Annotated in this window: 10 protein-coding genes and 1 other RNA gene; 4 read left to right on the forward strand and 7 right to left on the reverse strand. The window is 39.2% G+C overall.

Going from position 1 to position 12,916, the window contains the following annotated elements:
- The 4 genes from tcuB to ssrA form a co-directional block, all read right to left on the reverse strand.
- Entirely contained in the window at positions 1-1,146 is a 1,146-nt protein-coding gene (tcuB, locus tag AC1M9C_RS12950; protein WP_481587847.1) for a tricarballylate utilization 4Fe-4S protein TcuB, read from the reverse strand.
- Positions 1,147-1,148: 2 nt separating this feature from the next.
- A complete protein-coding gene (gene tcuA / locus AC1M9C_RS12955; protein WP_481587848.1) occupies positions 1,149-2,543 on the reverse strand; it encodes an FAD-dependent tricarballylate dehydrogenase TcuA in 1,395 nt (464 codons plus the stop codon).
- Between the two features lie 99 nt (positions 2,544-2,642).
- Entirely contained in the window at positions 2,643-3,575 is a 933-nt protein-coding gene (locus AC1M9C_RS12960) for a LysR family transcriptional regulator (RefSeq protein ID WP_481587849.1), read from the reverse strand.
- A 115-nt stretch (positions 3,576-3,690) separates the two neighbouring features.
- Positions 3,691-4,051: a transfer-messenger RNA gene (gene ssrA, locus AC1M9C_RS12965) on the reverse strand.
- A 132-nt stretch (positions 4,052-4,183) separates the two neighbouring features.
- On the opposite strand from ssrA, the gene glpK reads away from it, so the two are divergent.
- Complete coding sequence (glpK, locus tag AC1M9C_RS12970) at positions 4,184-5,668, forward strand: glycerol kinase GlpK (RefSeq protein WP_481953853.1); 1,485 nt, start codon at positions 4,184-4,186, stop codon at positions 5,666-5,668.
- A 53-nt stretch (positions 5,669-5,721) separates the two neighbouring features.
- Here the strand turns inward: glpK and AC1M9C_RS12975 are convergent, their stop codons facing one another.
- Entirely contained in the window at positions 5,722-6,219 is a 498-nt protein-coding gene (locus tag AC1M9C_RS12975; protein ID WP_035266285.1) for a thioesterase family protein, read from the reverse strand.
- Between the two features lie 108 nt (positions 6,220-6,327).
- Between AC1M9C_RS12975 and hemB the strand changes: the two genes are divergently transcribed.
- The gene (gene hemB / locus AC1M9C_RS12980; protein ID WP_481953854.1) at positions 6,328-7,338 is read left to right on the forward strand and encodes a porphobilinogen synthase; all 1,011 of its coding nucleotides are present in this window, start codon (positions 6,328-6,330) and stop codon (positions 7,336-7,338) included.
- Between the two features lie 199 nt (positions 7,339-7,537).
- On the forward strand, positions 7,538-8,644 hold the full coding sequence (gene thiO / locus AC1M9C_RS12985; RefSeq protein WP_481953855.1) for a glycine oxidase ThiO: 1,107 nt from the start codon (positions 7,538-7,540) through the stop codon (positions 8,642-8,644).
- Here thiO and AC1M9C_RS12990 read toward each other — a convergent pair.
- Positions 8,641-9,552, reverse strand: a complete 912-nt coding sequence (locus tag AC1M9C_RS12990; protein WP_481953856.1) for a TIGR01777 family oxidoreductase — start codon at positions 9,550-9,552, stop codon at positions 8,641-8,643. The genes thiO and AC1M9C_RS12990 overlap by 4 nt on opposite strands.
- Before the next feature lie 64 nt (positions 9,553-9,616).
- Positions 9,617-10,069, reverse strand: coding sequence for an ABZJ_00895 family protein (locus AC1M9C_RS12995; protein ID WP_481953857.1), 453 nt, complete (start codon positions 10,067-10,069; stop codon positions 9,617-9,619).
- Positions 10,070-11,661: 1,592 nt separating this feature from the next.
- Here AC1M9C_RS12995 and AC1M9C_RS13000 point away from each other — a divergent pair.
- Positions 11,662-12,909: an exonuclease SbcCD subunit D gene (locus AC1M9C_RS13000; RefSeq protein ID WP_481953858.1), complete on the forward strand. Its 1,248-nt coding sequence runs from the start codon at positions 11,662-11,664 to the stop codon at positions 12,907-12,909.
- Positions 12,910-12,916: the final 7 nt, after the last annotated feature.

Genomic DNA, 12,916 nt, shown 5'->3' on the forward strand with positions numbered 1-12,916 from the left:
TTACTTCGTTTTAGCTCGTTGTTTTGCAATTCGCTCTTCGACAGCGAACTTTAATAAAGCTGCACTGCGGTAGAAACCGTGAGCGAACTTACCAAAGGGAATTGTTAAGAAGAAAGTCATGACAGTCGCTAGATGAATAATCAGCAATAACGCCATGGCTGAAGTATCACGGAATGCCAACAACAATAAGCCTGTGACACTGATCAGCAGAAGCAAGAAAATAAATCCACGGTCCATTGGCTTTTGCTTCACATCACCATGTAAAGGATGACGTTTAATATTGAGATATAACAATCCTACTGGGCCAATGATTAAGCCAATCCCACCCAACGTACCTAAAATTACGGGTAAACTGCTGTAGGCATATGGTGCTTGAAGACCAAGAAAATAGTGATAGAACGTTGCAACGCTTGTTGCTGCAAAACAGAGTAAAAAGCCATACATCGTGAAGTGATGATAAACACGACGGATTTGTGTATATCGATCATCTTCTTCATTACACCCTTTGCCATGCCCACCATCTAAATATTTGAGCGTCAGAACATTTTTAGATGCTTGTAGAATATCTGGCTGCGCCACGCCTTCAGGAATAATTTTAGAGGTTTGCTTCCAGAATTTAGCAATGCCTAAACCCAATAGCACAAACGCTAAAATAAACACTGAACCAAACAGCACTGCTAAGAAATTGTGAGGAAAAATGGCGTAGAAATCACCTTGGTAGCGACCAAATAGATCGGTGCCATTCATCCAAACACCTGCCAACATCAGTAAGAAAAATAGTACTGACATTGCAGAAACCAGTGGAATGCCTGTTTTTTGATAGATTGATCCAAATGCAGCAGGGACTGCAAATTCTTGATAAGTCTCTAATCGAACTTGTGCCATGGCTTGCGGAATATTGACGCCAAATTCATGCGGTGGCGCATATTGGCAAGCATGTAAACATGCACCACAGTTATGACAAAGATTAGCCATATAGTGGATATCCGCCTGCGTAAACTCAAGACGTTTGGTCATGGCAGGGAAAACCGCACAAAATGTTTCACAGTAACGACAAGCATTACAAATCTGTAAGGCTTGTTTGACTTGATATTCGTTCTGACTCAACTGCACGATAGGAATTAAATTTTTTGCATTGGCATTCATAATTAAACTCCCAACATCAGTGCAGCATTCGCCGCATTTTTTCCTGCAATACGACCAAATGTCGTTCCAATTGACATCCCCACACCTGCGGTATAACCCTGACCTAACACATTGCCAGCCATCATTTCACCTGCAACGAATAAATTTGGGCTTGGCCGATTATTGAAACGAACGGCCGCATCATCCTCTACTTTTAAGCCGAGATAAGTAAAAGTGATCCCCGGACGAAGTGCATAAGCATAGAAAGGGGGTTGATTCAGCGGAACAGCCCAATGGGTTTTCGCAGGGCTTAAATTTTCAGTATGACAATTATCAAGCACAGTATGATTAAACTCACCAACAACACAGGCTTGGTTAAACTCATCCACCGTTTTCGAGAGGGTCGCCACATCTAAATTTAGCTTTGCTGCTAACTCTTCAATGCTATCTGCTTTCGTGCCTTCAAATACGGGGGGCATGAAACGTCCAACGGATTTTGAATCAATTATTGAATAGGCAATTTGATTCGGCTGCTTCGCAACTAAACGCCCCCAAATCGCATAACGTTTTGGCCAGAAGTCTTCACCTTCATCGTAGAAACGCTCTGCATTTTTGTTGACGACAATCCCTAAAGATACACAGTCAATACGGGTACAAATTCCACCATCATATAAAGGAGCACGTGCATCGACAGCGACACAATGCGATTGAGATGGATCGCCAATGATATCGGCTCCTTGATCCATCATAAATTTGAGTAAGTTGCCTTGGTTGAAACGTGTACCACGAATAATAAAATTATCCGCTGGCCACTCACCATTTTCGTTTTGTCCCCAAGCTTCTTTAAGCCATGCGATGTTCGATTCAAAACCACCTGCAGCAAGAACACAAGCCGCTCCTTCAAAACGTGTACCATCTTCAGCAATAGCAGCTTTGAAAGTATTGTCTTCTATGTCCAAGTCAACAATTTTGGTGCTATAGCGAACCTCAACACCTAAATCTTGTGCGCTTCTAAAATAGGCATTAACTAAAGCTTTTCCACCGCCCATAAAAAATGCATTAGTACGTGCGACATGCAGTGCCCCTGACAGCGGTGGTTGGAAATTCACCCCATGCTTACGCATCCAATCTCGACAAGTTGCTGTACTTCGAATCACCAAGCGTGCCAAATGTTCATTGGTCTTGCCCGCGGTAACTTTTAACAAATCCTGCCAGTACTCTTCCTCAGGATAAGCGTCCACCAAAACATCTTGTGGTGCGTCATGCATACAACGTAAATTACGAGTGTGCTGAGAGTTCCCCCCACGCCACTCTTTGGGTGCAGCTTCCAATAATAAGACAGATGCGCCTTGTTCTCTTGCTGTCAGTGCAGCACACAATGCGGCATTCCCACCGCCAATCACAATTACATCATGCATTCGATGTCTTCCCTCTCGAATTTGATGTAATTTAAGACTAAAAGTGCGAATTAACGTGATAGGCAGAATTTAAATAGGTGTTTAATAAAATTAAATAGGTTAAAAGTCTAATAACTCAGCACTTGGCCATAGTCCTTTCTGAATCAAGCTTTTAACTGTGCTTTTAATCGCCACTTTAGTTGCTAAGCTCGCGGGTGAAAGCTCTTCTTCAGCCAAACTAATTAAATAATTAATTCGATCAAGTTCTGGTTCAACCACTTTTAATAAACAAATATCCGACTTTAGATAATCAAAATGTGCACTGACAGGTTGAATGGTTGCCATGTTTAAATTGCTAACACAATTCATCAGAAGATGTAGACCATCTACTTCATAGTCAACATCTAATAATTCAACTTTTTGATCAAGAAATTTACGCAAACCATGTCTCTGACTTGGCAATACAAGTGGTAAGCTATTCACTTTTTCTAAATCAATTTTTCCTTCTAAAATACATTGTTCATAACCCTGCTCTTTTAACAAAGCACAATTGGCCATCATGAACATTTGCTCTTTCAATAAAGGTTGAACAGCCCAGTTACTATCGACATCTTTAGTAAAAATGATCGCAATATCTAGTTGCCTTGCATTGACTAAATTGGTGAGATTACCAGATAGGCTCTCGACTAAATGAATTTTTATATCGGGATAACGCTCCGACATTAGTTGCATGAAGGGAATGCCGAGTACTGATGCAATACTGGGTGAAAATCCCACACTCACATGACCTGTCAAGCGTGATGAATGCGCCGCTTCTATTGCATATTGCGCATGACGAAGTGAAAGTTGTGCCTGTTTGAAAAACGCTAAACCTGCAGGCGTTGGAGTCACACCTGTAGAGTTACGTTGCAATAACCGTGTACACAGCTCATCTTCTAACTTTGCAATTTGCTGGCTAAGTGCTGATGTGCCCACATCTAACTTCTGCGCAGCTTTACCTAAACTTCCTGACTCAACAATCGTAATAAAGTATCTAAGTTGCTTCAGTTCCATATGCCTCCCCCTACCCATACGAATATTAAATAAGCATCGTACTTTTTCGTTTTATCAGTTTTAATTAGCAATAAAAAAGCCACTTAAAAAAGTGGCTGATTTATAACAAGAATTTTGGTGGAGATGGCGGGAGTCGAACCCGCGTCCGCAAGCACTACACTCGAGATTACTACATGCTTAGATATCGTCTATTGTTTTAACCCTCAAAGACCCGACGAACAGGGTTAAGAGAGCGATCCTTTAAGTTTAGTACAACACCCCAAGGCTTGATGTTATACGGACTTGTGTGCGTGCGCTTCAGTCGGGATCTCTAACCACAAGTATTCAGAGATGCGGACAAGCTGCCCTTAGGCAGCTAGAGCGTAAGATTCGTCGTTTGCGACTATTTAAAATGCAAATTTTATTTACGAGAGAAAATGCGCTCTCGGCATGCATCTATGAGTTTCATCACCAGCGTCGAAGCCAGGAACATCCCCAAAGTACAACGCAATCATAGCATAAAAGTTTGAAAATACGACCTCTAATTTCACAACAATTACACATACACATGCGCTTAGTTCAATAATTGAGATAAAATCACTTTTTTCAAGTTCAAAAATGCATATTTTATGAGTTATTTACTTGCACTGGATCAAGGGACGACGTCAAGTCGTGCGATCATTTTTGATGAACATGGAAACGTTCATGCAACAGCTCAAAGAGAAACTAAAATACGAACACCAAAGTCAGGCTGGGTAGAGCAAAATGCACAAGAAATTTGGAGTTCACAAATCGCAGTAGTGCAGCAAGCAATTGCTGATGCGCGATTACTGCCTAAAGATATCAAAGCTTTAGGCCTAACCAATCAACGCGAAACGACAGTGATTTGGGATAAAAAAACTGGTGAACCTCTAGCCCCTGCGATTATTTGGCAAGATCGCAGAGCAAGTGATTGGTGTAATTCCCTCATTCAACAAGACTTACAAACAAAGATAAATTTCACCACAGGACTCCGCATTGATCCTTATTTCAGTGCTGGAAAATTAGTGTGGTTACTTGAAAATATTGATGGTTTAAGAGCTCGTGCGGAACAAGGCGAAGTGGCTTTTGGCACCATTGATAGCTGGTTAGTTTGGAATCTCACTCAAGGTGCTGAACACGTGATTGAAGTCTCGAATGCTTCAAGAACCATGTTAATGAATCTGCATACCCAGCAATGGGATGACGAATTACTCGCACTATTTAATATCCCAAAAGCAATACTACCCAAAATCGTGGCTTCTGATTGCCATATTGCCAATACAGCCAAAGGTCTCTTAGGTGCAGAAATTCCAATTACAGGGATTCTAGGTGACCAACAATCAGCGTTATTTGGTCAATCATGTTTTGACGTAGGCTCAGCTAAAAACACCTATGGTACTGGCTGCTTTATGTTATTCAATACAGGTGATCAAATTCAACTGAGTCAGAATCAGCTTCTCTCCACTTTAGCTTGGCAATGCAAAGAACACACCTCGTATGCGCTTGAAGGTAGTGTTTTTATGGCTGGTGCGATTGTGCAATGGTTACGTGATGGACTTGGAATTATTCAAAGTAGCCAAGAAGTTGAACAATTGGCGTGTCAAGTTAACAGTACCGATGGTGTCGTACTTGTTCCTGCCTTTACAGGCTTAGGAGCACCTCATTGGGATACGGATGCCCGCGCATTATTATGTGGTATGTCTAGAGGGACAAATAAAGCACATATTGCGCGAGCAGCTCTCGAATCAATCGCGTTTCAAGTCGCTGACGTTTTAAATGCCATGCAATCTGATATTCAAAATCCTTTAAAAGAATTACGTGTAGATGGTGGTGCGAGTCAAAATGATATGTTGATGCAGTTTCAAGCCGACTTACTGAATGTTCCTGTGTTAAGACCTCAACTGTTGGAGTCAACGGCTTGGGGGGCTGCGGCAATGGCAGGTTTAACTGCAGGTGTATTTAAAAATTCGTCTGATATTGCGGCATCATGGAAATTGGAAAAAGCCTTTGAGCCAATAATGTCTGAAGATCAACGTCAATTTCATTTACATCAATGGAATAGTGCGTTAAAACGTTCAAGATCAGATGTTTAGTATAAAAAACCGCCTACAAGGGCGGTTTTTTTTATAAGAGATACATAGATTTTTCAATATGCGTATGAAGCAATACCTGTTGCAATTGCTTTACCTTCATCATTCACCATATTCATACGCATCGTACAACCTTTGCGACCCATGCGTAGCACTTCAGCAGTGGCAATAAAATACTTTCCGCGCCCTGGTGATAAATAATCCACTCGCATATCTACTGTTGCTAAACGTGAAACTTTCTTTAAAGTTTCAGGCAACATATCAGGTTCTGCACGCTTGTAAAGCTCCCCCATTGCAACAATCCCGCCAATACTATCGAGTAATGTTGCCGCTACACCGCCATGCAAAATCTGGAAAGAAATGTTACCAATGAGATTAGGTTTCATCTCAATATAACCTTGGATTTCACCTTCTACGACACGCATTTGCATTTCGTTGTAAGCGAAATAAGGAGAGGTATTAAATACTTGAGTGAGTTGATTTAATACCACTTCAAGATCTGGTTTAGCACCTAAATGGAGGTTACCCATCCATTTTTTTTGGGAATCGTTCATACAAAACTCAAATTAACATCATGAGAAAAAACCATCAGCATTTTCCCAAAAACCGCCTTAAGGGGGCTACAATTAGACCCAAGTAAAATACCAAACATCGAGATTGTGATGACTTATACGTTTAATCGCCCTGCTTTTCCTGCAACACGCATGCGCCGTATTCGAAAAAATGACAAACTCAGAGCGATGGTGAGAGAAACACATCTTTCTGCTGAACATCTCATTTATCCGGTATTTGTTCTACCAGGTCAAAATCAAACCCAAGAAATACCTAGTATGCCAAATATTCACCGTCTTTCAGCTGATTTGTTGTTAAACAAAGCTGAAAAACTTTTAGAATTAGGTGTATCTAAATTAGCTTTATTCCCAGTTACCCCACAAGAAGACAAAAGTTTAACTGCTGAAGCAGCATGGAGAGATGATGGTTTAGTTCAAACCACAGTCCGTCTTCTAAAAAAAGAATTACCAGAAATGGTACTCATCACTGATGGCGCTTTAGACCCTTATACAACACATGGTCAGGATGGCATCATCGATGAAACAGGTTATGTACTGAATGATGAAACTGTTGAGTGTCTGATTAAACAAGGTTTAAGCCATGCAGAAGCAGGAGCCGATGTTTTCGCACCGAGTGATATGATGGATGGTCGTATTGCTGCGATTCGTCAAGCATTTGAAGCAAATGGTCATATTTATACCAATATCATGGCTTATTCTGCCAAATATGCATCAAGCTTCTATGGTCCTTTCCGTGATGCTGTGGGTTCAGCTTCTAATTTAAAAGGTGGTAACAAGTACAACTACCAAATGGACGTTGGCAACCGAGCTGAAGCTGTTCACGAAATTGCACTAGATATTCAAGAAGGCGCAGACATGGTGATCGTAAAACCAGGAATGCCATATCTAGATATTGTACGTGAAGTTAAAGACACATTTGGCATTCCAACATTTGTTTATCAAGTGAGTGGTGAATATGCCATGTTGGCAGCAGCAATCCAAAACGGCTGGCTTTCTGAAAGTGTGATTTTAGAATCACTGATGAGCTGTCGTCGTGCTGGTGCAGATGGAATTTGGACCTATTTTGCTGAAGATGCTGCAAAAATGCTTAAAGATATGTAACACGCAATTGAATCAAAAGCGCTTTTCCATAAAGCGCTTTTTTCTACTAAAATTATTATCATTGTATTCAAGACCCAACTTTTAAATTACTCATTTAACATCTTACATCACATCAATCTCTTTACATCATTGAGATTATTTGCACGATTAGAGCTTGAATATGGTCTAATACACTCCGTCATTTTGAAGGTGGATAAAAATGCACGTTGCCATCATTGGATGTGGAATTAGCGGCTTACTAACAGCGCTTGAATTACTCGAACAAGGTTGTGAAATTACCCTCATTGATCAAAAACAAGCAGCTAAAGCTGCATCTTGGGCAGGTGGTGGTATTTTGTCACCGATGTATCCTTGGCGTTATCCCAAAGCAGTCAATCAATTGGCACAACATGGTAAATCGTTATATCAATCTTGGAATCAAAAAATTCAACCATTGAGTGGCATTGATTTCGAAATTCACGATTCAGGCATGTTAATTTTTGATGAAGATGATTTTGAGATTGGACTCAGTTATAAGGCGCAATATAACGAGCCGATGCAGCATTGCGATTTACTCGACGAGACTCAATTAAGAAATCTGAATCCACGAGTTTCTAATACTTTCAAGCAGGCTTTGCATTTTCCACAATTGTCTAATGTTCGTAATCCTCGTCTTTTAAAGTCTATTCTGACTTATCTTAAATCACATTCAAAAGTAAAGATTATCGAGCATAAGTGGGTAGAAAAATTACTGATTCAAAATCAGCAAGTGCAATCCATTGTTCTGCATGATCAACATCATATTAAAGCTGATCAGTATGTTATCGCTACAGGTGCTTGGTCGGCACATTGGGCATCACAACTCGATTTCAATATCCCTGTTCAACCTGTTCAGGGGCAGATGATCCTATTCAAAACCCCTGAAAACTGGCTACCCACGATGTGTATGTACAAGGTCATGTATATGATTCCACGTCGAGATGGCCATATCGTCTGTGGTTCCAGTATGGCGGAATTAGGTTTTGAACATCGCCCAAATTTGAAAACACAACAATCTATTTACGAAGCATGCATTCAACTCATACCTGAACTTAAAAATTTCCCGATTGTGCAACAATGGGCAGGCTTAAGACCTAGCTCACCTGATGGAATTCCATATATTGGTTTAATGCCTGAAATGAAAAATTTATGGGCGAATTTTGGTCATTTTAGAAATGGTTTATGCATGGGACCAGCTGCAGCTCAGCTACTACGACAACTCATGCTGAATCAGACCACACTCGTTGATCCTAGACCCTATAACCCATCTTTGAAGTTTCAAGTTTAATGTGATGGAAGTAGTTGCTCCAACGCCATTTTGAGTTCTGGATACTGAAATGTATAACCTGCTTGAATAAGTGCTTCTGGTATAACGTATTGTCCATTTAAAACCAATTGAGACTGCTCACCCAACATGATTTTAAACAATGAATCAGGCAGACTTAAAAGCGGTTTCTTGTTTAAAATTTTTGCTGCAGTGCGAACAAAATACACCTGATTCGTTTGTTCAGGAGCAACGAAATTATAAACTTCGTTTGGAGTGTCATTCAACATCAGAAATTCAATCGCCTGAATCACGTCCTGAATATGAATCCATGCTAAGGGCTGCTGACCTGAACCAATTTTACCTACCAGATTAAATCGAATCGGTAAGAGTAATTGTTGTAAAATTCCTCCGCCATGCCCAAACACCACGCCTAAGCGAATGACCTTAATATCAAACTGATTTTTGTGTTGGAGAGCCGATCTCTCCCACTCTTGGCAAAGTTCGGACATAAAGATCGGTTGAGATGATCCCTGCTCATTGTTTTTTTCTGACCATTCTTGATCAGGATCAATACCATAATATCCTACAGCAGAACCAGAAATAATTCGCTTGGGATGTTGCTGATGGGTCAGCAGATAATGTAATAATGCATCGGTCGTATTCACTCGGCTGTCGATGAGTTTTTGTTTTCGCCTTTGCGTCCAGCGACCATCACCAATACTTTCACCCGCTAAGTTAATAACATAGTCAATGTGAGCGTGTTGAATATCATCGAAAGATTGAACCCATGTCAAACGTGGATGCTTCATTTTGGGATTGGACTGTCGGCTTAAACCAATCACCTGATAATCTTGATCTAGCAGATATGCAACCAAATAAGATCCAATAAAACCTGTTGCACCAGTAACCAAAACGCAAGGATGATACATAGAAATACTCTTATGATCTGATCTCTCTATCATGGTGAAAGATGCCTTTGAGCTCAATTCATGATTACTTATTTACCACCAATTTATTCGCCATGCGCTTCGCTTGTGGACCATAAAACCAAAAGGTAATTAAATATAATGGTATCGCCAGCATCAAAATCATAATTGCACTGAGACTTAAGAAACTGGAATTTTGGACATAGAGTAAAAAGTTCTGCCAAATTTCAGGGTCTTTTCTCGAAAAAAATAAAATACTTAAAAAAACACCAAGAAAGTTATAGCCCCAAAAGATCAATGTAAAACCTAATGTGAATTTTTTACGTTCTTGATCCGAAGGTGCGCGTTGTTGTTGATGAATAAATTTATATAAAACAACAATCATCGCTATTAAATATGGAAGTGCAGTGACTATTCCTGCAATTGCCGAAGGCAATAACGCTGCCAAAATACCTGCAACCAGCGTTAATCCTAAACAAAGTAAAAAGAACCATAAAAAATATTTTCTTAAAGAAATCATAACTCTCAGACGCGATAAAATCCTGTCTCAAAGCATAACCGAAAATAAATCAAATATTTTTAATTTTCTTGTCAACCGAATCACAACCTTATGCGTTATATAGGGTACAAGGTCAGTAGCAACCGCGTAGTAATTGCACCGGCATCCGCAATGATACACGGTGACCTTATACCCCAATGAGACCTATAAATCATGCTTCTTGCAGAAAAATTTAGTTTAGCAGCCTAAATTTGAATGACTGAAGTATTTTGGCCGACGATTTCACATCACTCGAATCGTCGGCTTTATTTTGGAAATTTATAAGTTTTCTAAATATACTTTTATTAATAAAGATGAGATAACAATCAGAATAAATCCTAGTCCCAATGTATAAAAAAAATTAAACATAAAATTAGTCTAAAAAAACGTCTAAATTTTAAATCAGACTTTTGGGATGTATTGAATTATCCATTCACTCGCTTTCTTATCAGTATCGTATTAATTTGCTATTGCTTTGTTTTTACTAAAGCTTTTATTAATCATCAATTTGACATACCGCTTACAATCATCAGTTTACTCTGTGGTGTTTTTTATCAAAGTTATCAAATCATTAGAAACAAAGAAAAAATCTTAATTTATTCAATCTTAAGCCTATTTTTGAGTGCACTTTCATTTATTTCTATAGATAGTAATAGCTCGAATCCATTAATAATTTGGGTCTATTTCTATCTTGGTGCTTACTTAATAGTTTTTTCTCTAGAGCATCATCAGAGTTTAACCACACCTTTTGGTGAAGGACTTAGTTTTTTATTCGCACTTGGAATTTGCTATTGGTTTTTCGAAAAACAGATGCTTGGTGTTGATACAGTATTATCGACATTCATCACAATAATCTTGTTAATATTTTTACTTTATTCGGTTTGACATGCCTTTTTTAAAATTAAGCATCATCATTTAAGCCGTTTTCTACTGAGCTTCTTTACTTGTTGTTCAATTTTAAATTTGTCTATTGATCAAATTTTAGAACTTTATTCACAAGGTGATATTACATCTGAGCATCGTTGGGTTGAGCGTTTAATTTTATTATTTCGATATTTTTTACTCGGTTTATCGTCTTTATATCTTTTTCAAAACTTAATGCTGCTTCTCAGCTATTTTCCCAATAAATACACGCGTTCTTATTTTTCAGATGTCAAACAAAATAAGCTGATCCATATCAAACGTTTTTCAGAAGATCAAATTTCTAAAACAGAAGCTTGGTTTGCACTCATTTTTACGGTTTCAGTCTATTCTTTAAATTATATCTATCAAATAATTCCCATCAATATGAGTATTTGGCTAAGCATTCTATTGGTACCCTTAGTCATCCAGTCTTTTTTTCATCATAAACTAGATCAATCGTTAACAGCAGCTAAACTGCATGCATCCTCTTCTCATAAGCAAATCTCGATCAACTCGAGAATCAAAAATAGAAACAAGAGAAAAAGACGAAAAAAGAGTAAATCGAATAAAAAATAGCGATTAAAAGCTGTCTTATAGAGATGTTAAAAATTTCGATGTTTTAAAGTCCGATATTGGATAAGATGACAATTGAGATGTTTTGGGGTTCGGTAATGGCAGTGCGTTTTTTTCATACTTCAGATTGGCATTTGGGGCAATTTTTTCACAATCATGATCGTGACTATGAACACACACAATTTTTAAACTGGCTACTTGCGCAAATTCAACAAAAACAACCGAATGCCCTGCTGATTGCCGGTGATATTTTTGATGTGGTCAATCCTGCATCATCTGCTCAAAAACAGTTATACCAGTTTCTCACCGATGCCCATGCCATTGCCCCGCATATGCAAACCTTAATGATCGCAGGTAATCATGATTCCGGTTACCGCATTGAACAGGTTGAACCTTTTCTAGCGAAATTCAATGCCAAAGCGGTCGGTATTATTGGCAAACAGGATGGTGAATTTGATCTCGATCGTTTGTTGGTACCTATTTATGATGCTGATAAAAATATCGTTGCTTGGTGCTTAACCCTGCCTTATTTACGCAGTGCCGAAATTACAGGCTTAAATGAAAATACCACCAACAGCCAAAATGCGATTGCCTATTTACACCAACAACTTATTGCGGAAGCTAAAGCGCGTAAACAAACCAATCAAGCCTTAATTTTGATGTCACATGCCCATATGCAAGGCGGTGAAACCTCAGATTCCGAACGTCCGATTGTGATTGGTAACGAAGAGGCTTTATCCACTGCATTATTTGATGATGTGATTGATTATGTGGCACTCGGTCATTTGCATAAACCGCAAAAAGTGGGACAGGAACATATTCGCTACAGTGGCTCACCTATTCCATTGTCTTTTAGTGAACGCAACTATAAACATCAAGTGGTTGAAGTCACCATTGACCCCGAAGCTGATGAACAAAATCATTTTCAATATCAAGCACACATTATTCCACGTACCGTGGATTTGATTCGAATTCGTGAACCCTTGTCTGAATTAATCACTACGGTACATGCCCTGCCAAAAGGCGAAATTGACAATCTCAATGCACGACATTTTCTAGAAATTGAATATACGACAGATGCCCCACCGCCTGTAGACTTACGTCAGCAGATTGAACTGGCACTGCCACCAAATCGTTATCGTTTACTGCGTATAGCTCGAATTTATCAAAAACAAACTGAGCAAAATGATACCTGTCACAAAGTTGATTTAGAGCCGCCCACCCCTGAAAAATTATTTTTAAGCCTTTGGGAAAAAATGGGCTATGAACAGGACGAATCGGTGAGGCGTGATTTCTTAACTTTGCTTGAAGCAGCTCAACACGATTTGGATCAACAAGCGCACTAAGGGCAGG

This window comes from Acinetobacter sp. 24-47-39 (genome assembly GCF_056783825.1).

Excerpts from the sequence above, each read along its gene's own strand:
- tcuB (WP_481587847.1), bottom strand. The coding sequence starts at position 1,146 with ATGAATGCCAATGCAAAAAATTTAATTCCTATCGTGCAGTTGAGTCAG.
- tcuA (WP_481587848.1), bottom strand. The coding sequence starts at position 2,543 with ATGCATGATGTAATTGTGATTGGCGGTGGGAATGCCGCATTGTGTGCT.
- AC1M9C_RS12960 (WP_481587849.1), bottom strand. The coding sequence starts at position 3,575 with ATGGAACTGAAGCAACTTAGATACTTTATTACGATTGTTGAGTCAGGA.
- glpK (WP_481953853.1), top strand. The coding sequence starts at position 4,184 with ATGAGTTATTTACTTGCACTGGATCAAGGGACGACGTCAAGTCGTGCG.
- AC1M9C_RS12975 (WP_035266285.1), bottom strand. The coding sequence starts at position 6,219 with ATGAACGATTCCCAAAAAAAATGGATGGGTAACCTCCATTTAGGTGCT.
- hemB (WP_481953854.1), top strand. The coding sequence starts at position 6,328 with ATGACTTATACGTTTAATCGCCCTGCTTTTCCTGCAACACGCATGCGC.
- thiO (WP_481953855.1), top strand. The coding sequence starts at position 7,538 with ATGCACGTTGCCATCATTGGATGTGGAATTAGCGGCTTACTAACAGCG.
- AC1M9C_RS12990 (WP_481953856.1), bottom strand. The coding sequence starts at position 9,552 with ATGTATCATCCTTGCGTTTTGGTTACTGGTGCAACAGGTTTTATTGGA.
- AC1M9C_RS12995 (WP_481953857.1), bottom strand. The coding sequence starts at position 10,069 with ATGATTTCTTTAAGAAAATATTTTTTATGGTTCTTTTTACTTTGTTTA.
- AC1M9C_RS13000 (WP_481953858.1), top strand. The coding sequence starts at position 11,662 with ATGGCAGTGCGTTTTTTTCATACTTCAGATTGGCATTTGGGGCAATTT.